We start from the raw sequence: 25697 nt of genomic DNA, 5'->3' as shown, positions 1-25697 counted from the left end.
ATTAGCTCTTTAAAACTTTATTTGCAAGCTTGGATTTTAAATCATTGAATTAAACTACTATATAAATAATAACGACTAAAGATCTATAATTTATTTATATGTATATAAACCTCAAATCCCCATACCCCATTTTATTAGCTTAGCGATTAATAAAACAGTTAGCAATCCAGTTAGATAAAGACCCACAAACCAAACCCACTGGGACTGTTTTTTAGACAGTCTTTTAATGGGTTTAGGATTAGAGGCGGAATACCTCTCCTCAGAATTTTCTTTAATACGTTTCATACACAAGCCCTGTTAATACATGTGTTCATGCGAGCTCTTACCCTTAAAGACGTAATAGCCATAAGCGGTATAGCTCAAAATAATGGGTAGCATAATAGCTGCACCAATCAACATAAAGGACAGCGAAGTGTCGGCAGCGGCTGCTTCATGCATCGTCATCTCATACGGTACGATATAAGGGAATACTGCGGAACAAACACCTATATAGCCCATCAGAAATAATAAAATCGTCAATAAAAATGGACGGTATTCACGCTCACCATGTAAGTCTTTACGCATAACAAAAAACAGCGCAATGGCAATCAGCGGCATCGGCGCAAGGTACAATAACGTTGGGAATTTAAACCAATGCGATGTTGCTTCAACATTTAAGAAGAACATGGACACGGTTACCACACCCATCGCAACAAGTAGAGCAATAAGCAGCCAATAAGCGACTTTACGCGCCCATGCTTGTAGCTTATCTTCAGACTTTATAATCATCCATGTTGCACCTAATAAGGCGTAACCGATAATTATTGCAATACCACAAACAAAGGCAAAAGGCGTTAACCAGTCAAATTGTCCACCTGCAAATAAACGGTCTTTAACTTCTAAACCTTGAATCAGCGCGGCTAACATGACACCTTGCATAAACGCAGCTAGAACAGAGCCAATATGAAAACATAAGTCCCAAATATATCTGCGTTGTTTGGCTTTAAAACGGAACTCAAAGGCAACACCGCGCAAGATTAGCCCGAATAGCATAAAAATAACGGGTAGATATAGTCCTGTCATTATAATGCCATATGCGACTGGAAACGCAGCAAACAAGCCGCCACCGCCCAATACCAACCACGTTTCATTGCCATCCCAAAAAGGGGCAATAGAGTTCATGATTCGACTGCGGTTCTTGTCTGATCCTGCAAAGGGGAATAGGATGCCGCAGCCCAAATCAAACCCATCAAGTAACACATAGACAAATACCGCCAGTGCGATAAGCCCGCCCCAAATGAGTGGTAAATCGAGTACATCACCAAAATTCATCATTAGCGTAATCCCTTTTCATTATCATCAGCAGGCGATGAGAGGTCTTTACCTTCTTTGGTATGTTCTTCTGGGTTGCTATCGCCACTTAAAGTGCGACCCTGACCTTCTGTGATTGAGTGTTCGAAGAAATTATCATCATCGACATCTTCAAAAGGTTGTGGGCCTAATGCAATTAAACGCAAAATATATATCGTCGCTGAACCAAAAATGAAAGTATACACGATAATAAATCCTGCCAAACTGGTCGCAATTTGCGAGCTAATGAGGGGTGACGCACTATCAGCTGTCCGCAATACACCATAAACAGTATACGGTTGTCTTCCTGTTTCGGTGACAAACCATCCAGCTAATAATGCGATAAATCCTAATGGCGTCATTGCCATCCAAGCGTAATGAAATACTTTATTATCTCTATCAAAATGGCGCTTTTTAAAATAGTTGTATGCGCTCATAAGCCCCACCACAACCATCAATAATCCAATACCAACCATAATGCGAAACGCCCAAAACACAATGAGCACTGGAGGTTGATCTTCAGGCGCCCAGTTCTTCAAGCCTTTTACCTCACCATCCAATGAGTGAGTTAAGATGAGTCCAGACACATATGGAATTGAGAGCTCATAGTCGTTACTTTGGGTGTCTTGATTAGGAATCGCAAAAAGACGCAAAGCAGCGCCTCGCTCATCTTCCCAAATACCCTCCATTGCCGCTACTTTTGCTGGTTGATGTTCTAAGGTGTTTAAGCCATGCTCATCTCCAATAAACACCTGCAAAGGCGCAATAAGCGTCGCCATAATCATTGCCATGCCCAGCATAACCTTACCGTGCGGGCGGTGGTCAGCATGCTTTTTTGACTGTAGATAGTAGGCACCGATGCCACCGACTACAAAAGCGGTGGTTAAAAAGGCTGCTGTCATCATGTGTGCATAACGATACGGAAAAGAGGGGTTAAAAATAATTTCCATCCAACTTTCAGGATATAACAGCCCGTCCGCCCCTATAGAAAACCCTTGAGGCGTTTGCATGAAGCTATTCGCTGACAAAATCCAAAAACCAGAAATCAACGTGCCTATTGCAACAATGGCTGTAGCTACAAAGTGCATTCTTTTACTAACACGTCCCCATCCGAATAGCATGATACCCAAGAAGGAGGCTTCTAAGAAAAAGGCAGTCAGCACCTCATAGGCAAGCAGTGGCCCCAGTACGTTACCGGTTCTGTCCGAAAATACAGCCCAGTTAGTGCCAAACTGATAGGACATGACTATGCCTGAGACCACACCCATACCAAACACAACAGCAAAAATCTTTGACCAGTGTTTATACACTTCAGCATAGATAGCATCTCCAGTTTTCAGCCACCGAAATTCGAGTACGGCCAACCAACAAGCCAAGCCAATACTAAATGCTGGGAATACAATATGAAAAGACACAACATAGGCGAATTGTATGCGAGCCAGAAGAATGGGGTCTAACTCGGTTAAAAAAGAGAACATTATGATCACCGTTGTACGATAAAGTTAAGACCAGTATAGCTATAAATAATTAAGACTTTAGACTCGCTTAGCCTACGTTAGTAATGTCTAAGATGATTGCCTAAGTCTTCTTTTAATAGCTAGCAACTACAATTATAAGTTGAAAAAGGTTATATATTGAAAGTTATGGATTTAAAAAAGGCAGGATGAACCACGCGATAAACCTAATTAATCTTAATAAACGAATACACACTCATTTTGTTCAATTAAAAGTTAAAAACTAATATAGAATGTGATGCTAGAATCAATAGAATGGCGTCTAGAATATATCAATGACGTAGGGTTTAACATTAGTAAAAGTGTTAAACCCGATATGAAATTATAATGGCTATGTTTGCCAGTCATTTATAGCTTATCAATTATTAGATTAGTAGTAGATTAGCAACAATCAGTAGAATATCAATAAGGGTCATACCTTAATTACCTCGATGATAGGGGTGATTATTATTAATGCTCATGGCCCTATAAAGCTGCTCCATTAAAACTACTCGCACTAAAGGATGAGGTAAGGTGAGTGCAGATAGAGACCATTTAAAATCTGCAGCGGCTAAAACTTCAGGAGATACCCCATCTGCACCGCCTATGACTATAGCAATATCATCCCCAAACTGCATTGCTTCATCTAATTTAGCAGCCAACTGTTCTGTAGACATCATTTTGCCTTTAACATCTAGTACCCATAGCTTTTCACGTTTATTAGAAGCATGGGCAGATAAAATTGTTGACCCTTCTTGCTCTCGGTATTGAATTAGATTCACTTCTGACGGTTTGTTAGAGCGTTTAGCAGGCGATAAGTCTAATATCTCAGTCGTTAGCATCGGTTGTATACGCTTATGGTATTCATCAAAACCTGTATAAACCCATTTGGACATTTTTGAGCCTATACTTAGGATGCGTAACTTCATTATAACCTCTATATGAGAAAGATGTTTTAAGGGTGAGCGGCAAGTCAATATTATTATTGATCTATATAGAAATTATACTTGCTTAATAGGGTATATATTTTAAATATCAGTCTTCCTAATAGCTTGATAATTAAAGCAAAGCGCCTCTGTATATGTCTATAATCCACAATTAAATAGTAATGTAAAATACATTTATCCACAAGTAACAAAATAATATTCACGCTACTGTGAATCTTAATTTATAGATTAATAAAAGAATAAAATTAATTTTAAAAAATTAATAATTAATATTATATGTTTATAAACTATTGATTTTATTAGATATTTTTTTTGTTTAAATTTTATACAATCTAGTTCAATCTACCTCATACCGTAGGTTTAAACTTGTCAATGCCTTGGTTATCCACAAAGTTATCCACAGTTAATGGGGAAAACTTTTGAACCCCTTATAATTGTTAGCTATGCGCGTATAATTTTCTAACATTCATAAAGTATAAAAATTATATTTATTAAAATTTTTTAAAGTTACTGAACTATAAAATCATAATTTTTAAAGGTTTCACATCCTTTTATTAATTGTTAATCTGATTAATAAGCTAATACATAAGTGAGGTCATTTTGTGGTTTATATATCTATCTATTTAAGTCAGAGTCAAACCATAATAGATCAATCTTTAATATATATTAAATCCCAAACTCCGTGACCACGTTCAATACCTCTTTGTTCAAATTTAGTTTTAGGCCGAAAATCAGGACGCGGTGTAAAGTTGCCCTTGCCAGCAGTATTAGTCAGTCCTTCAAAATCATCAAGAACGTCTAACATCCAAAAAGCATAATGCTCCCAATCAGTTGCCGTATGGAACCAACCTCCCTGTTTCAAACAGCGGGTTACTATCTCCATACGTTTAGGACTAACGAACCGGCGCTTATAATGGCGTTTTTTTTGCCATGGGTCGGGAAAATACAACTGAATTCGATCAATATGATTTTCTGGTAGCTGCTGCATTAGCTGAATGGCATCACCATTGATGATTTTTAAGTTAGTAAGCCCTTCTTCTTTGGCCATAAACGCACATTTACCGATACCTGGCTCATGTACCTCTATCCCAACAAAATTGCGCTTAGGATCAGCCTTTGCCATGTCTATCAATGACCCACCCATGCCAAAGCCTATCTCGAATGTCAAAGGAGCATCAGGACCATTGGGCGTTAGATTTGTATCGGTAAATAAAGAACGTAAACTTGTAATACCACTGACAATACCTTGTCCTCTTTCATCCGTCGTATTAACAATATATTTAGTATAAGCGGGATCGGTTAAAGCTTGTTCAGCATGTTTACTAACATGAGTACGGCGTTTCATAAATGTATTAATCATACGGCGATGTAACACCTCATCTTTGCTTGAGGTAGTAATAGTGCTGTCTTGTGATTCTACATTTTTAACCTCCATATCATGAGACTTAGGTGAGATTTTTTCAGGCTCAGATGGCTTGGTCGTTATTGAATTATCGGTGCTCATATCGGTAATGTATGTCCTTTAACATTTACATAAAAAAGTAACTAAAAAAAAGGTTAGATTTGGCGTATTATAAACACAAACCCTTTATAAAACGATGTTTAACCCTATAGTTTGTATAGTAGAGCAATTAAGAATTTGTCATATAACTACAATTAGGTTGTTATGTTATTTATCGAAGAGACGTCACCTCCACCTTTTTATCAAGAACAGCTAAGCGATGAGCAGCGTACACAGCTTGATAAATGGTTTATTGGTAAACGTTCACAGTCTTATTATTTGAAACGCTTTAAAGCATTTGATGAGCAAGGGTATTTATCCGCTAAGTGGCATTGGGCGGGTTTTTTTGCCACATTTGGTTGGTTATTATACCGCAAGCGCTATATGGACTGTATCGTTTATACAGTTGCAGGTTGGTCGTTCGTCCAGTTGAATGTCGCTATCATCCTTAGTCTTTTTGAATTTTTGTTTGTGTCTTCATTTCCTGATGCTTATCAAATGATTTTCCGTCTAAGTGTTGCAGGAATTATATGGTTATTTTGGTCGTTTATGGTGGCGCGGTGGTCCGATGCTTATTACTATCGCATGGCACGTCGTGAAATTGCAGATGTTCTGCAGGATTACCCGCGTGACCCTGAAAAACAAAAACAACACTTGCAGCGTGAAGGCGGGGTTAGTGTGGTAGGTTTGGCCATAGCTTTTGGTATGTTTTTATTCACGTTGCTGGTGATACAACAACAGTTTTTACCACTGTATGCGAAACCTAAAGAAAATGGCATTATCCAAGATACTTTTATTGAAACGCGCATTGCAACAACTCAATTAGAAAAGTTTTATAGCTCGCAAGGCTATTGTCCTGTAGATATAGAGTTTGATAATGATATTAATAATTTAACAAACTTAACGTTTGATGTGACTCAAAATACGCCTTCTTTAGGTAACCTACAAACCAGCTGTGTGCTTATCGCCACCATTCAAAATGTACCATTCCCCAATCGAAATTTAAACAATCAAACCTATATCATGTACCGTACCAGTACTAATAAAACCGAAGAATGGAAATGCATGACTACACTAAATGACAAACAAAAGCCTTCAATATGCCGTAAAGACTAGTATCTCAATTCAAACCTAATAAATAACTTTGGCAATCGACTTGAACCAACACCTTAAACTGATTGATAGGGACTTGCCCTATATCTTTACAATCAATTTGCCGTTATTCCCTTTACATTTTAGTACTTTAGTACTTTAGCACCTTAGTACCTTACAACTTGTCTCTAAGAAGGGCGACGGTTAAAATGCTATTGATTAAAAGTACTATTGGTTTAAACGTTTATGATTGGTGCTTGTTTATACCTACCGCCGTTTCAATTTCGTCTAAATCAAGCTTTTTGCCTTCGGTGTGATCGGCATCAAATAGACTTTCAAGCTCCATCATTGAGGACTGTACAGACTCAATCATTTTGGCTTCGTCATCATATATGGCTTGTTGTTGAGCCAATAACTTATCATCATAATCTCTAAACGCTGTAATGGTCTCACGCGCTTTTTCAGCTGAAATACCTAGTAGCTTTAACGACTCTTTTGACATATCGAGAGAAGATAAATAGGTCTCACGCCATATGTGCTTTACCCCTGCATCGCGCAATCTATAATAGTGATTGCGGTTTCTGGCGCGGGCTAGGATTTCTAAATGAGGATAATGATTATGAAGGTATTGCGCTGTTGAGATAGATCGCTCAACATTATCTATAGCAATGATGAAAATTTTAGCTTTATCTATACCTGCTGTTCTTAATATTTGCGGGTTTTGCGGGTTACCATAGTACACTTGGTTACCAAATTTGCGGACAAAATCAACTTGATTTGCTGAGCTTTCAATGGCTGTAAATTCGATATTATGCATACGTAGTACGCGCCCAATAATCTGACCAACGCGTCCAAACCCTGCAATAATCACTGGGTGCTCGTGGTCTGGAATACTGTCGTACTCTCTTGTGGGTTGACGTTTGGCAAATTTAGGCTCTGCAAACTTTTCAAGTAATACAAATCCAAGCGGGGTTAAGGCCATAGATATGGTAACAACAAGCGTCAGTAAGCTTGAGTATTCCTGACTAAGTACGTTTTGATTGGCTGCTGTACCGAATAATACGAAAGCGAATTCCCCTCCCTGCGCTAACGTCACCCCAAGTCGTATACTGGTAGGTAGACGATTGCCTAACAGCCGAGCAATAATACTGATTACCCCTAACTTTATAAACATTAGCGCCAGGGCGGCACTAATGATAATGAATGGGTGCTCCATAATAAGCTTAACATCAGTAAGCATTCCCACAGACATAAAAAATAAACCTAATAACAGACCTTTAAATGGCTCAATACTGGCTTCAAGCTCATGCCGATATTCAGAGTCTGCGAGCAATACTCCGGTCAAAAAAGCACCCAGTGCCATGGACAATCCAATCTGACCCATAAGGATGGACACGCCCATCACTATAAAAAGTGCTACTGCGGTGAGTAGCTCATTTGCACCACTTAGCGCCACAAATTTAAAAAATGGACGCACGACATAGCGACTAACAAAAAAGAGCCCCCCAAAGACTGCGACTACTTTGGCGAAATAGATTAAGTCATAGCTTTGTTCTCTAATCCCTGACAAAAAAGGGATGGCTGCTAGAAGAGGAATGACGGCGATGTCTTGGAACAGCAAGATAGTAAATGCTTCACGACCATGCGTGCTAGACAGTTGCTGCTTTTCATTCAAAACTTGTAGCACAAATGCGGTAGAGGATAACGCCAAACCAAAGCCCACTATAAAAGCAGTATCTAATTTTAATTGGGTAAATTGATATAATAAGCCCATCAATAATAGGCCAGTAATACCCACTTGTAGACCACCGAATACAAAAATTGAACGCCGTAGCGCCCAAAGCCTTGACGGTTGTAACTCAAGTCCAATGACGAACAAAAGCATTACGACGCCAAACTCTGAAAAATGTAGCAGGCTTTCTGCATCACCCGCAACATCAAATACACTGGGCCCCAATAGCAACCCTGTAATTAAGTAACCAAGCACAGTGGAGATATGCAGCCGTTTGCCAAGCGGTACGAGCAATAGTGCCGCACCTAAGAATATTGTCGCTTGTAACATTAAGCCTGGTTGTAAAAAAGAGGCTGCAAACATTAAAAGTCCTTTATCTGGTAGGGTAGTTTATTTCTTTTTATAAACTTTCCAAACGCCATTATCAGCTAACGGATGGGTATAAGCATCGTTGCGTCGTTTGCGCGGTTTTTGACGGCTGTCAACTATTTTAAAATCAGGTAGGGCATGAACAATCAGTCCAGTTCGATAGAAACGCACACGCTCAGGATCTAACATCTCGCCTTTATGATTGCGACAAAATATATAAGCCCTTAAGTCTATAAATTCACGGTGAGCGACTAAACGAGCCGTTTCATCCTGTTCAAACACGCGTTCAAGGCGGAGACATTCTTCAGCGGAGAATTCACCACATTTATCAATCAGTGCTCCCACAGAACCAAAGTTTTTGGACTCTTTTGCGCGGGTTTTGGTCAAGTGGAGACGCTGTACGTGATAAATAAACTGAGGTATCTCTAAACTTGCGGGTAGTGGTAGGTTGTCAGGAGGTAGATATGCTGCTGGGTAAAACTGCATGGCTCTATCTATAAGCGGCTTCCAGCGTTTATGATAGGCTGCTACTTCATCGTAATTACCTTGATATATAGGCATATCACGGACTTGGCGTAAGATGTCGGGCGGAAATTGATTCTCTTTAAAAGCAGCAATATCGGCTTGAAGCGTAGACAGTAGTTCTTTGGCTCGTTTCTGACGCGTCTTTTTATCCCTTGCTTCTGATGTAGGGCTTAGATGGAGATCTACTGGAACAACAAATGGAGCGGAACGTCTTGACATAATTGTACTATCGTTATTAAGAGTAATAAAACCATGTTATCATAACCTAGCGATATAGCATTAATAACTAACGACATTCTATTAAATTTTAATAGGGGTTGTATAGACTTAAATTTGCTATCATTTTTAGCTTTTTATTTTTTGTCTGACCATGTTTAGATTGATAATATTTTAACAGATTATGAGTTAGACAATCGGGCAATTTGTACGTATACCTTACTACTCCTTAATCAAAACTCTGTCTTTTATTCATAGGCTGAGCATACCCTAATATAAATTATGCTACCAAACCCTGAACCTAAGCTCTGTAAAAGCCTTACAGTAAAGTCTTATGGATAACAGCTATTAAAAATAACGTTACGAATATTTATAAACGTCGTTAAGCATTCAAGTTTAGAAACAATGTAAAACCAAGAGAGATAAAAAATGTCCATGAAACCTGTCGTCGCCTTAATTGGCCGCCCTAATGTGGGTAAATCGACAATATTTAACCAATTAACAAAATCCCGTCAAGCCCTAGTCGCTGATCTATCTGGTTTAACACGTGATAGGCAATATGGCGACGCCACTTACGACAATAAGTCATTTATTGTCATTGACACTGGTGGTATCGGCGAAGCTGACGATGGACAAGGTAGTATTGATGATTATATGTCGGCTCAATCTCACACGGCAATACACGAAGCAGATATAATTGTATTTGTGGTTGATGCGCGCGCGGGCATGGTAGGCGCTGATGCTGACATAGGTAAAATGCTTCATACCCTCGGCAAGCCTGTATTTTTAGTCGCTAACAAAATAGATGGCGTACATGATGCTGCGCCAGCTGAGTTTTATGCGTTAGGACTTGGTGAGCCTTATCCAACCACAGCAAGTCACGGCCGTGGGATATCAAATTTATTAGATGACTTAACAAAAGACATGCCAGAAGATGTCGAAGAAGAACCAGAACAAGGGCTTAAACTTGCCATTATTGGCCGCCCAAATGTTGGTAAATCGACGCTAGTTAATCGTATGTTAGGGGAAGATAGGGTCGTCGTATATGACATGCCAGGCACGACTCGTGATAGTGTTTATATTCCTTTTGAGCGCAATGGCAAAAGTTACGTATTAATCGATACAGCAGGTGTCAGGCGCCGAGGCCGTATTGGTGAAAAAGTTGAGAAGTTCTCGGTCATCAAGACCCTACAAGCCATCAAAGATTCAAATGTGGTGATAGCTGTTATCGATGCTCAAGAAGGCATTGTAGATCAAGATTTGCATATGCTCGGTTATGCGCTTGATGCAGGGCGTGCCATTGTAGTGGCTATCAACAAATGGGATGGGCTGTCAGAGGATAAAAAAGACATGATTCATTCTGAGCTTGAGCGCCGGTTTAGTTTTATACCGTACGTCAAAGTTCATTTTATATCCGCCCTACATGGGACAAATGTGGGGAATTTATACCCCTCGATTCACAAAGCTTATGCCTCTTCAATGTTTAAAGTTTCAACAAGTCGTCTAACCCAAATTTTAGAAGATGCTGTTGCTGCTAATCCCCCACCTATGTCTGGTGGTCGCCGTATTAAACTTAGATATGCCCATTTAGGAGGACACAATCCGCCTATTATTGTGATTCATGGTAATCAAACTGGCTCGCTACCAAAAAGCTATCAGCGGTATCTTGAGAATGAATTTCGTAAAGTATTTAAATTAGAAGGCACGCCTCTTAAAGTAGAATTCAAACTCAATACCAATCCCTATGCAGGCAAGAAGACTACCAGCGCTACTAGTGAGAGAAAAGGGGTATCAGAAGCCCGTAAGAAACGCCGTAAAATGAAGTATAAAAAAGGTTCACATAAAAAATAGTCTTAAACTAAAATAACCATACATTCTAAACATAACACTCTAAATCTGTTGAATGAAAAGACTAAAAAATAAAGTATAAAAAGAGGCGCTGATATTTCAGCGCCTCTTTTTAATTTACAGTAACGACTGTGTTTAATATTAATCAATTAATTAGAAAAGATCACCAAACCATTTAGCAATGTGTTGCCAAGCGCGTTTGAAGATACCTGATTCAGCAACATCTTCAGTAGCTACAACAGGCACAGAAGCGACTGTTTTGCCATCAAGAACCGCCATCATACGACCAATTTCTTGACCTTTAGTCAATGGTGCTTTTATTTCATCTGACATATTAATAACGGTAGTAAGTTTGTCTTTTTGAGTTTTGGTAGTTAAGACTTTGAGCGCCTCACCAGTAGCTGCTTTGACTGAGTTTTTTTCACCAAAATATACAGGCATGTTGTCTACAAATTGATTTTCAGGGGCAACAATCACGGTATCAAAGTGACCATATCCCCAACCTAGTAGTTCACGCGACTGATCAGCACGATCTTGCATACTGTCTGCACCCATAATGACTGATATCAGGCGCATATCACCACGTTTGCTAGAAGCCACCAAGCAGTAACCTGCTGCATTGGTGTGTCCGGTTTTCAAACCATCTACAGTAGAGTCTGTACGAAGTAGGGCGTTTCGATTACCTTGGGTGATATCATTGAAGGTGAATTCTTTTTCAGCATAAATATCGTAGTATTCACCGCCTTCTTTAATAATAGCACGTGCTAATAACGCTAAATCACGCGCGGAAGCTTCATGTCCTTCTGCAGGCATGCCAGTCGCGTTTTTAAACGTGGTATTCGTCATACCGATACGCTTAGCTTCTTCGTTCATTAGTTGTGAAAATGCTTGTTCACTACCAGCAATGTGTTCCGCCATTGCTTTTGATGCATCATTACCCGATTGAATAATAATGCCACGCAGCATATCTATAACCGAGGCCTTTGTATTAACTGGAACATACATACAAGATTGATTGCTACTACCTCGGCACCATGCATTTTCGCTCATTAGCACCATATCATCTTCTTTTAAATCGCCAGATTGCAGCTTTTTTTCAATAATATGGCTGGTCATCATTTTAGTTAATGAAGCTGGCGGTAGAGGTTGGTCTGCATTCTTTTCAGCTAAGATAACCCCAGTATCGTAATCCATTAATACATAGGCGGTATTGTCCATCTCAGGTGGGTCTATTGCAGCCATAGAGGTGATAGAAGCTAAACCAACGACTGAACCGATTAATGAGGTTTTTACAGTTAAGAGGGTTCTTTTAAGGAGGGTATTGGGAGAAATTGGCTTTTGTGAAAGCATGGTCATATCTAAGACACCATAGTTAGGGATATATAATTTAGAGCACAGTTATTTTCTTTAAGATTTGATCAAATAATGCTGCCTGAACGAGACAATATATTAACAAATTGCCTTAGTGGGTAAAACAGAAATTTAAAAAGTTTTGATAGTATTGATAATATTTAGAGTGCCTTATAAAATGTTGTCTTTTTAGCCAGCCTATTTAGAGACTGATTAAACATAGAGACTGGTTATCAAATGGAGACTGGTTATCAAATGGATACTGGTTATGAATATCTAATAAAAAAGGATCAGCTACTCTATAACTGATCCTGATGCTTGATTTATTACATTAGGCTCATCAATGTTTTGTTCATCAAAGACATGTTAAATAACACGCTGTTGAGAACTCTATTGTAGTTTAGCATTAGCAAGATCTGTACATAAGGCCAAATTTTCTTCATGTGAAAAGCCCATTGTCCAATCTCGCATACTGCTTAATACCATTTTATAGTCTTGCTGAGTAGACAAATAATTTATTGCAGCGGCTGGATTATTAATGGACGCAGGCAACATTTTTTTTAACTCTGCATTATAGGTACGGCGAAAGTTAACACTCTGAGCAGGCGTTAACATCGAAGGGCATACTTCTGATAATACTTGCAGAACAGCAATTTCGTGTTTGGTCGCATTGGCTCCAGCAAGATCTAGAGGAATAGTAGTCTGATTGGCAGCTTGAGCAGACATGAAAGCACAAAGAGCTATAGCGCCAAAAGCGGCACCAAATTTGACTTTAGAAACCATTTTATGTGTCATATTTTTGAATGAATGAGTTATAGAATTTTTCATAGTATCCACTGTTTTCGCTTAAGTTTGAACCATACTTATATTCTAATCTATTCATAAAGTTACTGGTTATGAAAAATTATAATCGGTTATGAAAGATTATAATATTTATATGATTAAAATACGTCAGTATGTCATGATGTTTTGAAGAATTTAAAAAAGAAATTTAAAAGTTATCCAGTCTATTGTTATTATTCTTTATTTAGTGATTGATATCAGGTCGTCGTCAATATTAATACAATTAAATATAATTGTATTTTATATTAATTGAACATGGTTTTAATTTGATTACTTATAACAATTATTTAATTTTCATAAATAGGTTTTCAATTATTATGACATCGTTTTGTGTACGGGATGTTTAGCAACTGTGACTTATCTTTTTTAAATGCGTAAATCATATGTCTAGAATATAAAATTTTAGTAATGTTACGCTTAATTTACTAGGGTAGATAGAAATTTTATCCATATTAATTATAATACTATGAGTGACAATGGTATGATAGGCCATTAAAAATATTGTTCCTATAGGAGATCTCCATGTCTAAGCTAATTAATTTAGACAACACCCCTTCATTTAAATTTAAAGCTTTAGCAGCATCATTGCTCGGGTCAACGATACTGCTAGCCGGCTGTGCGACTAAGCCTACATATAATAGTACTGGACCCAAGGTTCAAGTGAATGCTCAAGGCATTCCTAATATGTATAAAGTGAAACGAGGGGATACGGTTAGTGATATTGCCGCCAGATATGGTTTAAACTATAGACAGATCGGTGCATTAAATCGTTTAGATAGTCGCTATACCATCTATACTGGACAATGGTTAAGATTGTGGGATGATGGCAATCGCACCGCTCAGAACAATCCACCTACGCGTCGCCCTACCTATACACCACCTCAGACTAGACCTGTAACACCCGCGCCTGTACCTCAGCCAACACCTTCGCAGCCATTGAATCAAGGCTATATTTATCCTAGTACCAATTCGGTCATCAAAAACTATAATGCCAATGCTGGCGACATGGGCATGTGGTTTGGTGGGCGTGTTGGAGATCCTATTGTTGCGAGTAATGCAGGTACGGTTATGTATGCTGGTAATGGACTTCCAGAATATGGCAATCTCATTATGATACGTCATGACGATCGCTACGTTACAGTATATGCACATAACAATCAAATGTTAGTTAAAGAAGGGGATCGTGTCCAAAAAGGGCAACGTATTGCTACGATGGGCAGTTCTGGACAAACCAATCAAGTGGCATTGCAATTTCAGATCAGAGAAAACGGCAAACCAATTGACCCTAAAGCCGTCTTAAATTTCTAGAAGTACAGTTACTACGATGCATAAATACTAAAAAGAAGGCTTCGCAATTTGCGAAGCCTTCTTTTTTAACGCACTAAACGCAAAAAATTAAAATAACAGACCCTAGTTATAAATACGGATAAAGGCGTTAGCACGAAGTTCTTGCAACCAGTCTTCTTGTGCTTGTACTGCTAGACGTTTATAAAGCGTATCTCTAGCCATTTGACGCGTCAATTCATTGGTCATGTCCTTTTGACGTGTATCTTCAACTTTTAATATGTGCCAGCCAAACTGAGATTTGAAGGGGGTAGAGTAGTCACCTTTTGGGGTACGTAACATCATAGCTTCAAATGCAGGTACCATTTGACCCTCGCTTACCCAATCTAAATCACCACCACGACCAGCCGATCCTGGATCATCTGAGTATGTCGCAGCCAATGATGCAAAGTCTGCATCACGGCGGAGTTGTTCATATAAATCATTTATTTTTTGTTCAGCAATCGTACCGCCAGTAATATCATCAGGCTTTATTAGAATATGACGTACTTTCCACTGCGGCACGAGCATACTGTCATTACCACGCTTGTCTACCAGTTTGATTATATCGATACCTTGTGGCGTGATTTGAGGCTGTGTTACCTCGCCTTCTGATAAATTGGTGATACGCGTCGCCATATCTTCTGGTAGTCCAGCGGCAGGATGATAACCCATATCGCCACCTTGGATTAAAGCGGCGTAATTTTTGGCAATACCTGCAGACACAGCATCGAGGACACTTTGTACATTATCAGTAGATTTTAGTTGTTGTTGGATGTTTTGAGCGATTTTCATCGCTTGTGCTTTTTCATCATCACTAATGCGGCTATAATCATCGCTAAAAGGAACTCTGATATGAACCGTACGGTATTCGGTGTTTTGTAAACGTTGTCCTTCTGGAGATGCAAGTAAAGCATCGACATCTTGTTCACTAATACGCACACGATTAGCAATTTGACTCTGTTGCAATGTTCTTAGTGATTCTTCTTCAATAATTTCGGCACGCAACTGAGCATAACTACCAGGCTTGCTAGAATCTAAATTTTGCTGAAATCCAGATAAAGAGTTAAACCCTTGTGATTGAGCAATTCTAGCTAGCGCTTGATTAACTGTTTCAGAATCAGGTCTTATACCAGCACGCTGTACCAAATCTAGCTGTAAGGTTCGTATAATTAACGAGTTTAAGACATCATTTTGAATTTGAGCTGTACTCGGCATGGGCTGACCTGCAGCATTGAGCCTAGCTTTAGTTAATTCTAACGCGTCTTTTAAATCGCTTTTCAGAATTGGGGTGTCGTTGACTAAAGCGACTATACCATCTTTACTGCGTCGAACAGATAACGCGTTAGAGCGCTGCTGCTCCGTTGAACTACTTATATTTGAACCGTCTTGCTGTACATTTGATGTTTGTGCGTTGGAGGTTACGGCATGCGTAGGCGCTATTAGTAAACCTAATAAAGCACTTGCTAAAATAGAGGTTTTAAAATATTTAGAGGCAGTCTTAATTTTATATTTTTGAGGGTGCTTTGTACCATATGTCGTCTGATTTAGCATTGTCATAATTTGCCTGTATGTTATTCGTTAAGTTTAATATTTAGTAGGGATATTTGCAGTCAGTTTTAAGTTCAAAAACTATGAAGAGTTAATTAAGATAAAGGGCTATTTAACCCAAAGGCTTATTTAACCCAAAGGCTATCAACAGGTTCAAATCCTAGTATCTTATCATCTAAGTGCCTGCTCAAACGACTATTTCTACTCCCCAATCCATTAATTCTAAATTCGCCCATAATGGCTCGCGTCGGTTCGTCTTTAAGATTTAAGTCATTATAGTAGCTGCGACCATAGACTGAAAACCCATAACAGCAATCTTCATAATCAATACCAAGCGTGCTGTCGATAAACTTATCATTTCTACTATCGAACTGGGTTTGACCCATTACTCGCCAATTACTATTAATAGGTATTACCGCAGATGCAGTTAACGCTGATAATTCCTCTTGATCAGTTACTTTGTCTTCTTTACGTTCAATAATACCAACATTAAACAAACTATTAGGGGTAGGCCGATATCTTAGCTGACTGGTGATGTAGTTGAGATCATTATCAGAGTTTAGCGCACCATTAAAATCAAACCATATATTGCGATATGGCTGAACACTACTGCGCCAAGCAACACCAGTTGAGTCTGCATCGAAGGTATCGTCGTTTGGTTCAAGTTTAACTTTAGGTGACTTTATAAAAAACTGATCACCAATACTACCATCAAATCGAGTCACACCTACGGCATCAACATAACGATAATTGAAGCCAACTGCAAGAGAGTTACTATCATTCAACCGATCATGACCCAAAAACCAACTGTCAGAAAATAGTTGATCATAACCATATGAAGCCACCCTAGTATCAAAGTTTGGAAGAGTTGATTGGTCTTTGTAGGGTGCATAGGTATATTTAAGACGCGGGCTAAGTAAGCGGTACCCACCCAAGGTTTGGTCAAACCAACCAAAAGGTGAGCCGGCCTTATAAAAATCCAACCCCGAGTCCAAACTAACTTGAGGAACAAAAACGGCTTGATCCCTATCTTCTTTAGCAATATTTTGATCGATGCGGCTCTCTTCATCATAAGCGGTATATAAACTTCGCAAACTTACTTTAGGGATAACATAGCCCCAGCTTTTATCAAAGGGGTAACTAAAACTAATGTCATTGTATAGCCTAAAGCCGCTTTTCTCACTCTCTGATCCATCGTTAATAGATTTTTTAAAGTAAGCAGAGTCATTCGTGCCTTCAATGACTACATTATTAAATGGCCCTTCAAAAGTAGGAATACGGTAGTCTACAGTGAACTGTGGTAAACGTGAATAAGGCTTATCTTTATCTTCAATGACATTGCCTTGCGCATCTTTTGCATCCAAAGTCTGGAAAGTTTCGACTTTTAACTGAGTGTCAATATATTCATTGATATAGTTAACCTGAGCGCGTCTCGGTAAGTTTAACTGATTATTGACCACGCCAAAATCATCAAAATCATTTAAGTAATCAGGGTCTGATACATAACTATAGACTGCATTAGCAGTTAGTCTTGGAATACTATCAGATGCCCAGTCATGAGTATAAAATACGCCTTTACGGTCTTTATCCTCATATTCCTTATCATTCGGTAGATAGGCGGCTGTCAATGTCCCTTGACCATAATGCTCCGTCAGATAACGCATCTCTCCAGTTAACATGGGATTACGACTGGTATAGATGTCAGTCGTTAATGTCGCATCATAATTTGGCGCTAGATTCAGGTAGTATGGTACGCCAAGCCTAACCCCTGTATCACTATCAATCCTAAGGCTTGGGGTTAATATACCGCTACTGCGTCTGTCATCAATAGGGAAGTTGAAATAAGGTAAATACAATACAGGAACAGAACCTAATCTAAAGGTTGTATCATAGGCTTCACCGCGGCCGGTATCGGTATTTAAATCAATTTGCTGAGCTTCTAACTGCCACTTCCTATCATTAGGCGGGCAAGTTGAAAACATGACTTTATCAAGCTCGTACAAACTATCGTTAGGTTTGTTTAATTGCTGTGCATAACCATGAGCCTGCATGCCAATACTAGCAAAAGCGACATCATAAGCAGTTGCTCGATTGTCTTTAGTACTAAACGCTAGTTCATCAGCGACAGTTATAAGACCTGAATTATTTTTCTTAGTATGTGACCCAACGCGCTCACTATCATTTCCATTATGCTCACCATTTAAGTTATTTAAATCATCAGCTTTATCGGAATTAGAACCCACACCGGCAAGTAGTACTTGACCTTTAGCACCTGCAACGCCACTGTTAAGATCGAGGTTGAGCGCATCAGCAACTATCAGTTGACCCTCTTGTATGACTTCAACATTACCAGCCAGTTCTACATAGGATTCATTGTCATAGTATGCGTAATCGGCTTGAGCATATAAAGGCAATCCTTCGTCTGTAGATAGGCCATCATTACGTTTGGCGCGCTCAATGGCTGCATAATAATCAGAGTTAATTGATGCTTCGCCACTTAATGTATTATTATTAGATGCATTGCCATTTGACTTGTAGTTTGCGTCCGCAGGGCTAATCCATACGCCCTCACAGCGATAGGACGATGTACCTTGATCTATGAAATCAAAAACATTGATATCCGCTACAGGTGAAACTTCATTGGCATCAATAATGGTGTCAGCCTCGACATCATTAATCCTGTAACCATGAGTAGTGTTAGGAGTACGATCTCTTAATTCATCCGCCTGCTGCTGATAAAATTGTGATAAGCGTTCAAGACTCTTATGAACTTTATCTTGATTTAAGGTTGTTGAGAGTTGTTTGGCATTATAGAGTTTATTACTGAATGATTTAGTATCCGAGTCATTTAGGTTATCTGAATCTAAAACAGTTTGTTGAGACAGACTACTTTGAGACAGACTTTTTTCATCTGTATTAGGCTTATATAACTGTCTATCAGCTAAGGATTGAGTCTCTATAGGTCTATTAATTGAAGTTGGATGAGTATGTTGATTTTTTTCTAAACCATTTACAGGACTTACAATGGCGCCGTACGCACTAGGCATACTAATAAGTATAGGTAAGCTTAATACGAGCGAAGTTTTTGAATACGAATGAAAATCAGTATCGTAGCAAATACGCCGTATACTTTGATAAAGCAATGAGTAAAACAAAGAGTTACCTTATTAAATCTTCAATTAAATTAAAAACAGACTCAATAAATCTAAAGAGTCATCTAAATATGTAGTCTATAATTATTGTAGATTATGAGTATAAAAAAGGTATATGTATATCATCTTTTTAAATTTTGCTGATTATTTATGCAATATATTTGGGTGAAATACATCTGTACATGCTACATCCATGTTTTAAAAAGATACGCTTATATTATATAACCAATTTTTATCATCAAATCCCAATTAAATGCATTATTGGCAATTTTATTATATTTCTACTATGAAACGCTCATATAAAAGTTTTGAGCAATATCGTATCATAGTCAAAAAAAAATATATCAGCTACACTATAATCGTTTCATTTTACGCCTTCTTTGCCAAATTGTTAATTAGATTGATTTGCATGAGAGGTTTAAATAAAGAAACAAAATTTATAGCTTTTATTATAATTTAAATCTTAAAAATTTATGAAGGTTAATATTCTCAAAAGCCTTAGGTTATGACTACAACTACTAAAACGCCGGATAACATGACATCAAATACTCAAAACAATATTAGCACTTTTCATACTCAAGAACGGTTTGAAAAATTAGAAAGGTTTGTGCAAGCTGCTTTTTCTAATCTTCATATCAAAATTAAAAGTCTACCTGGTGATGCAAGCTTTCGTCGGTATCATCGTGTTTATTTAAATGAAGATGAATTTAGCGATAGTTTAGCTAAAAATAATACCAATCCAACCACTACTAATCAGTCTAATCGTACTATTTCTGATCGAATTAGTTTAAATGTTGATTCTAGTACCAAATCAAGTAGCCATTTAGACCCAAGCTATATCGTTATGGATGCGCCGCCTCAATTAGAATCAATTGAAAGTTTTGTAAGAATTGCAAAGCTAATGAATGATAAGATAAATGTACCCACATTGCTAAATAATGACTTAGAAAATGGGTTTTTGATATTACAAGATTTTGGTAATACTGAATTTGCTCATCTTGTCGCGGATGCTAAGGTGAAGCAGGAGCATACAAAAATTGATAAATTGTATCGCTGGGCGATTGATTGTTTAATTGATTTGCAAGGTATTGATACTCAGTATGCTAAAAAGAAATTTGGAGTACAAGATTATGATAAGTCAACTTTACAACGAGAGATAGACTTATTTACTGAATGGTTTTTACCCTATATTGGTATTGAACTAACTGATGATATAAACTCAAAATTAGCATTATTTAATACGCATTTGATTGAAGATATTTTGAAGCAGCCTACTGTCGTTGTACATCGGGATTATCACAGTCGTAATCTTATGCTTGATCAATATCACCACGAGGCGTTGGGCGTTATTGATTTTCAGGATGCACTTATCGGTAGTTATGTATACGATTTAGTATCCTTAGTTCGTGATGCCTATGTTGATTGGCCTGAGATGCAAATTGATAGCTGGGTTGAGTATTATTGGCGACAAGCTAAGCAGTTAAATTCTGATCAACATGATCCTAATCAAACCGCTCTTAATCAAACCGCTCTTAATCAAACCGCTCATAATCAAACCGCTACTAATCAAAATGAATCAACTCACCTTGATTTCATGGATAACATAACTTTAGAAACTTTAATGACGGATTTAAATCTCGTTGGTATTCAGCGTCATTTAAAAGTATTAGGGATCTTTATAAGATTATCTGAACGTGATGGCAAGTCTCGATATTTAACAGACATACCTAAGGTTTGGCGCGATCTTATGTTTGAATTAAGATGGTTGAATGAACGTGCGAATGAAGATATCAAGTCATATATCAATCCAATTTATACGTGGTTAAATGAACAAGTTGAGCCTAATTTTGATATCAAGTTTTCTAAGCTTAAGTAAAAGATCTAAAACCCTTATCCAAAGATATTTGATAGGTTTGTTATAACAATATTTTTAATAAAACTAGGGACACGCCCTAATTAAGGTTAAATATGACTTCTAAAAATTCATCAGCTTCAACACCTAAAGCTTCACAGCGTATAAATCAAGCGATGATATTGGCTGCAGGTAAAGGAACAAGACTTAGACCGTTGACGTTAGATACGCCTAAACCTTTGATACCAGTAGGTGGCCAGCCGCTAATTGTTTGGCATATTAAAGCTTTAAAAGCTATAGGCATTACCAAAATTGTGATTAATACCTCTTGGCTTTCGGACAAATTAATGGATGCGATAGGTGATGGAAGCAAGTACGGTGTTGAGATAAGTTGGTCTATTGAAGATGATGAACCTTTAGAAACAGCGGGAGGTATTGCAAAAGCGCTACGCACTCACAAATTAAGTCATGAGCCATTTATACTTATTAACGGTGATGTTTGGACTGATTTTGACCTTTCTGCATTAACGTCTTACAAAATGAATGCAGATCAAAAGGCTCATCTAATAATGACTACTAATCCCCCTCACAACAAGGAGGGTGATTTTGCGATCAATAATGGATTGGCCAGTGAAATAGCGGTTGCCAATAGTCCTAAATATACATTTGCTGGTATCAGCGTGATATCACCAGATTTAGTCGAGGGTATTGCAGAGGGTCAAGCAGCACCATTAGCACCTTTACTTAAAAAATCAATGTTGAAGATGCAAGTGACAGCCCAACTCTTGGACGCGAATTGGATAGATGTAGGTACTGAGGAACGTCTGCAGTCTGTCAATCAATTGATTGATTCGGGTAGTGCAGCATTACATGCTGGGCGTCCATAGACTATTTGAACCTTAGTCGTATAGCCATTCATTTATTCTATCTCTTACTTATATGTTTTTGATTATGCGGCCTTTAACTTATATGGTGTTTAGTTAATTGACCTTTAATTAATTTGCCCCTTGCAAATCGTTTTCACTATCGATTGTTATTTTCGTATTCGTTATTGAGTTCGAATTATGTGATTCGTTTTATTTAGCAGCTACTTCGCTTGGCTTATCTACTTCGCTTGGCTTATCAACGGTATTATTAACTGATTTCGATTCAGGTACTGATGATTGATTTGTAGAAGATTGGTCATTATTTAATTCACCTTTGCTTAAGTCAGTATTGTAAGAATTGTTGATAGAATCATGGATAGAGCTGTCGATTGAATTGTTTGTTGAGCCACTACTTTCTAATTTTTTTTGTCTTAAATATTGCAATCGTGCCGTTTCTCTTTCAGCTTTTATTTTATTCATCTTCTCATCTTTTACTTGAGCGATACCCTCACTAATTTTATTATTTATATCTTCTACCTCTTTTGCTGTTTTCTCATATTCCTCATCTATAGTGATGTCAGTTGAATCTTGACTGGGTAAGTCTCTATCAAGTAGTAATCTTTCGTTTGGATTAGTGTTCTGACGTCTATTCACAATCAAATTTTGTGCAGTATTAGGTTGCTGATTTGAAACAGATGCATTGTCTAATTGAGATGCTTTTTTTTGCTGAGAGGTATTGGTTCTATCATTTAAATCATTGGAGTTATAAGCAGGTGTTTGAGGTGCAATCCCTTTTTTAGATAAGTTATCTGTTTTTATAACAGTTTCTGCATTTTCACTATTAACAGATGAATGAGTAGCTTCAGAATTAGGCACTTGATCATTTAATAATTGTGTAACCTCTTTATGGTTTATTTTAGTATAGGTAGATACACCATTCTGATCAATTTCTACTTCGCTACCAGTTTTAATGGGCTGCTCAGTATTCATTCCTGTTTCGAAGCTATTTGATACGTCAGCGCTCGATTCGGTTTCTTTATTTTGATTGAGGAAAAAGCCTACAATTAAAACTATATGCAAGGTTATTGCGAATATGATTGCTGGAAGCCATTTTTTTAACATAAGTTAATTCACTTGGTTTTAATACACATTTTCGATTCAATAGTTATCTTTGTTGAATACTTATCAACATTTGCGATTGTTAGCTGTTTATATGTCTTTTTAATAGTATACCAATAACTTATTGCAAATCCTTTCTTTATATAAAACTCTTTTCTAGTAATGCATCTAAGCTTAGTATTAATCCTAAATAGTAATTCTCTTTTCAAATATTAAAATTTTGAAATATTTTCAACGGTTAAATTTTGCACATATCTTAGCAAAGTCCTATAACTGCATTTCAATGTTTAAAATATATAAATTACTAATTTAAGAGAAAAATTAGCTTAATTTTTAGGCTTATTAATGTTGGCAAGTTGTTTCTAAAATTAGATGGATTAAGATTTAAGATTTTTTTAATTTTTTGATTTAATTAGATTTATTTAAAATAATTCAAATTTATTAAATTATATTAAACAAATATTGTTATCTATTTTAATATTCAGTTACGTATTTATGTTTTGCAGGTGTTTAATAAATATCTATCAAGGTCTATACTTACAACAATAATTATCTCAATTGTAAGTAATTTATTGGTACAAGTAATAATAAATCATGTTAGATCATGATTATTTTAGTTTTATATTTTAAACGTGTTTGTTTAATTTTATTTTTTGAAACTTAAATGGTTTTTTATGGTCTTTTCAATGTCATTTATAAATATGTACGTTTACTTTGTAACCTTATTTATCGTAATTTCCGTTTATTAATTTTATCTGATTTATATTTTAATGGATTAATCTCATTAACAAGTTTTTAAAATATAAGTTAAATACAACATTTATTTGAGGTGACGACGCTATGAAAAACACAAAATATAAACTACTAACCAGCGCAGTCCTACTGGCTATATTAACAACACAACCAGCAACAGCAGAACCAACAGAAGCGTCAGTAGTCTATAATCCGAATAGCATGCAGCACGTACAATGGTATAAATCAGGTAACACCGCCTATCAAGAAGAGGTCGCGCTTAACCTGCCCAATAACGAAACCAACCTCATATTCGTCAGACCCCTAGACGCTGATGGGATAGACACCAGTGCCAACATCGCCATCGATGACAGATTCCAAGTCAGCCTACAACCAGGACACTACTCGCAAATCAGATATTGCAGTGGCGTGCACAAAATAGACATCGCCACCACCGAAACCAACCTCAACAACTTTGAATTAGCCACAAGCTACCAAGTAGACTTTCCCGCCCAGCAAAACAACTACATCTATGTCGACGTAGATGACAGCACAAAGCAGCCACAGCTAAGCAAGCTCACACCAGAGTATGCCAAAGAGCTTATCAGCACCTATCCAGAACAAACCCATCAAATCAGCCGCGTACAGCGAAACTGTCCAGAAGTAGTCGTACCTGAGCCTGTCATCAAAGTAGAAATAGACAAACCAATCAACCTAGAAGTCCTATTTGAATTTGACAAAGCCATCGTACAACCCGTATTCAACCAGCGCATCGAAGCGGTTGCCAACTTCATGAAGAAATATCCAAACACAACCACACTCATAGAAGGTCATACAGACAGCATCGGTAACGACAGCTACAACATGGACCTATCACAGCGCCGCGCAGAAGCTGTCAAACAAGAATTTGTCAACAAATTCGGCATAGACGCTACAAGATTAAGCACGCAAGGCTTTGGAGAAACCAGACCTGTTGCGACAAACGCTACAGAAGATGGGCGATATAAAAACAGACGCGTCGTCGCCACCGTAAGTGCAACCGAATAAGCAAACTAATATAAGCAAACTAAAGAACAAACAAAATTAAAATTCAGAAAATAGGAACACCTCATGAGCACAGTAATCGTAAAAGTAAACAACGCCGTACAAACCATAGCAGAACATCAAGTTGTCACCAAAGACGGACAACCAACAGTCATAAAAGCGACTGAAAAAGCAAACTATGAGCTTGTCAATCCGCAAACTGGCGTAGCGCCTGATCACATAGTGACCAAACGAGTGGGTAAAGATCTACATGTCTCAATGGAAGATGGTGGTCAAGAAAGCGATCTAATCATAGAAGGATATTATGATCAGCCAGATGGCGCATTGATTGGCCAAGCAGAAGATGGCAGCTACTATTACTATGTACCAGATACAGGTGAGGTGGCCGATTATGTGACTGAACTTGAACCTGGTGCAACAGAGGGTCAAGCCTTAGGGGGTAATGCGCAGCCTACTCCTTACTGGGTAGGTGCGACTGAAGATGGCGGATTTGCATGGTGGCCATGGCTTGCAGGTCTAGCGGGTATTGGCTTGATAGCTGCGGCGCTTGATGACGATGATGATACACCTACGCCTGCACCTGCACCTGATACCACCGCGCCTGACGCGCCAACCGTAGACAATATCATCAACACTGATACAGATGGAGATGGCGTAGAAGACACCACAACATTAACCGGTAAAACAGAACCAGGCGCTACCGTCACAGTTAAGGACGAAGATGGCAATGTCATTGGCACCACAACTGCGGATGAAAATGGCGATTACACAGTAGACGCACCTGTAATTGATGAAAACGAAACCGTAGACGTG

Annotated in this window: 18 protein-coding genes; 7 read left to right on the top strand and 11 right to left on the bottom strand. The window is 38.0% G+C overall.

Going from position 1 to position 25697, the window contains the following annotated elements; translation table 11 throughout:
• Nucleotides 1-297: 297 nt before the first annotated feature.
• From cydB to trmB, 4 genes are all read right to left on the bottom strand, one after another.
• Nucleotides 298-1314: a cytochrome d ubiquinol oxidase subunit II gene (gene cydB, locus AC2SLP_RS08075; protein WP_486536163.1), complete on the bottom strand. Its 1017-nt coding sequence runs from the start codon at nt 1312-1314 to the stop codon at nt 298-300.
• On the bottom strand, nt 1314-2807 hold the full coding sequence (locus tag AC2SLP_RS08070; RefSeq protein ID WP_486536162.1) for a cytochrome ubiquinol oxidase subunit I: 1494 nt from the start codon (nt 2805-2807) through the stop codon (nt 1314-1316). Before AC2SLP_RS08070 ends, cydB begins: the two co-directional genes overlap by 1 nt.
• Before the next feature lie 455 nt (nt 2808-3262).
• Nucleotides 3263-3751 (bottom strand): 23S rRNA (pseudouridine(1915)-N(3))-methyltransferase RlmH, encoded by a 489-nt coding sequence (gene rlmH, locus AC2SLP_RS08065; RefSeq protein ID WP_486536161.1) that lies wholly within the window; start codon nt 3749-3751, stop codon nt 3263-3265.
• A 667-nt stretch (nt 3752-4418) separates the two neighbouring features.
• Complete coding sequence (trmB, locus tag AC2SLP_RS08060) at nt 4419-5204, bottom strand: tRNA (guanosine(46)-N7)-methyltransferase TrmB (protein WP_486536218.1); 786 nt, start codon at nt 5202-5204, stop codon at nt 4419-4421.
• A 231-nt stretch (nt 5205-5435) separates the two neighbouring features.
• Here trmB and AC2SLP_RS08055 point away from each other — a divergent pair, with 231 nt between their 5' ends.
• Nucleotides 5436-6386, top strand: a complete 951-nt coding sequence (locus AC2SLP_RS08055; protein ID WP_486536160.1) for a DUF2628 domain-containing protein — start codon at nt 5436-5438, stop codon at nt 6384-6386.
• Nucleotides 6387-6606: 220 nt separating this feature from the next.
• Here the strand turns inward: AC2SLP_RS08055 and AC2SLP_RS08050 are convergent, their stop codons facing one another.
• Both AC2SLP_RS08050 and AC2SLP_RS08045 read right to left on the bottom strand, forming a co-directional pair.
• Nucleotides 6607-8457, bottom strand: a complete 1851-nt coding sequence (locus AC2SLP_RS08050; protein WP_486536159.1) for a monovalent cation:proton antiporter-2 (CPA2) family protein — start codon at nt 8455-8457, stop codon at nt 6607-6609.
• 27 nt (nt 8458-8484) lie between these two features.
• Nucleotides 8485-9207 (bottom strand): hypothetical protein, encoded by a 723-nt coding sequence (locus AC2SLP_RS08045; protein ID WP_486536158.1) that lies wholly within the window; start codon nt 9205-9207, stop codon nt 8485-8487.
• 426 nt (nt 9208-9633) lie between these two features.
• Here AC2SLP_RS08045 and der point away from each other — a divergent pair, with 426 nt between their 5' ends.
• Nucleotides 9634-11055, top strand: coding sequence for a ribosome biogenesis GTPase Der (gene der / locus AC2SLP_RS08040; RefSeq protein WP_486536157.1), 1422 nt, complete (start codon nt 9634-9636; stop codon nt 11053-11055).
• 150 nt (nt 11056-11205) lie between these two features.
• On the opposite strand, the gene AC2SLP_RS08035 is transcribed toward der, so the two are convergent.
• Together AC2SLP_RS08035 and AC2SLP_RS08030 are read right to left on the bottom strand one after the other, a co-directional pair.
• Nucleotides 11206-12402, bottom strand: coding sequence for a D-alanyl-D-alanine carboxypeptidase family protein (locus AC2SLP_RS08035; protein WP_486536217.1), 1197 nt, complete (start codon nt 12400-12402; stop codon nt 11206-11208).
• Between the two features lie 390 nt (nt 12403-12792).
• Nucleotides 12793-13230: an MCR_0457 family protein gene (locus AC2SLP_RS08030; RefSeq protein WP_486536156.1), complete on the bottom strand. Its 438-nt coding sequence runs from the start codon at nt 13228-13230 to the stop codon at nt 12793-12795.
• Between the two features lie 537 nt (nt 13231-13767).
• Between AC2SLP_RS08030 and AC2SLP_RS08025 the strand changes: the two genes are divergently transcribed.
• Nucleotides 13768-14553 carry a peptidoglycan DD-metalloendopeptidase family protein gene (locus AC2SLP_RS08025; protein WP_486536155.1) on the top strand — a complete coding sequence of 262 codons (786 nt, stop codon included), beginning with the start codon at nt 13768-13770 and terminating at the stop codon, nt 14551-14553.
• 102 nt (nt 14554-14655) lie between these two features.
• Here the strand turns inward: AC2SLP_RS08025 and AC2SLP_RS08020 are convergent, their stop codons facing one another.
• Together AC2SLP_RS08020 and AC2SLP_RS08015 are read right to left on the bottom strand one after the other, a co-directional pair.
• A complete protein-coding gene (locus AC2SLP_RS08020; protein WP_486536154.1) occupies nt 14656-16128 on the bottom strand; it encodes a peptidylprolyl isomerase in 1473 nt (490 codons plus the stop codon).
• A gap of 116 nt (nt 16129-16244) precedes the next feature.
• Nucleotides 16245-19274, bottom strand: a complete 3030-nt coding sequence (locus AC2SLP_RS08015; protein ID WP_486536153.1) for an LPS-assembly protein LptD — start codon at nt 19272-19274, stop codon at nt 16245-16247.
• 502 nt (nt 19275-19776) lie between these two features.
• Here AC2SLP_RS08015 and AC2SLP_RS08010 point away from each other — a divergent pair.
• Together AC2SLP_RS08010 and murU are read left to right on the top strand one after the other, a co-directional pair.
• Nucleotides 19777-21147, top strand: a complete 1371-nt coding sequence (locus tag AC2SLP_RS08010) for an aminoglycoside phosphotransferase family protein (protein WP_486536152.1) — start codon at nt 19777-19779, stop codon at nt 21145-21147.
• A 92-nt stretch (nt 21148-21239) separates the two neighbouring features.
• Nucleotides 21240-22010, top strand: coding sequence for an N-acetylmuramate alpha-1-phosphate uridylyltransferase MurU (gene murU, locus AC2SLP_RS08005; RefSeq protein ID WP_486536151.1), 771 nt, complete (start codon nt 21240-21242; stop codon nt 22008-22010).
• 189 nt (nt 22011-22199) lie between these two features.
• Here murU and AC2SLP_RS08000 read toward each other — a convergent pair whose 3' ends face one another.
• Complete coding sequence (locus AC2SLP_RS08000; RefSeq protein ID WP_486536150.1) at nt 22200-23111, bottom strand: hypothetical protein; 912 nt, start codon at nt 23109-23111, stop codon at nt 22200-22202.
• 837 nt (nt 23112-23948) lie between these two features.
• Here AC2SLP_RS08000 and AC2SLP_RS07995 point away from each other — a divergent pair.
• Both AC2SLP_RS07995 and AC2SLP_RS07990 read left to right on the top strand, forming a co-directional pair.
• Complete coding sequence (locus AC2SLP_RS07995; protein WP_486536149.1) at nt 23949-24887, top strand: OmpA family protein; 939 nt, start codon at nt 23949-23951, stop codon at nt 24885-24887.
• Nucleotides 24888-24950: 63 nt separating this feature from the next.
• A partial coding sequence (locus AC2SLP_RS07990; RefSeq protein WP_486536148.1) for an Ig-like domain-containing protein occupies nt 24951-25697 on the top strand: 747 nt, incomplete at its 3' end.

The organism is Psychrobacter sp. CX21 (genome assembly GCF_057396255.1).
This window is presented reverse-complemented; position numbering and strand designations above follow the sequence as displayed.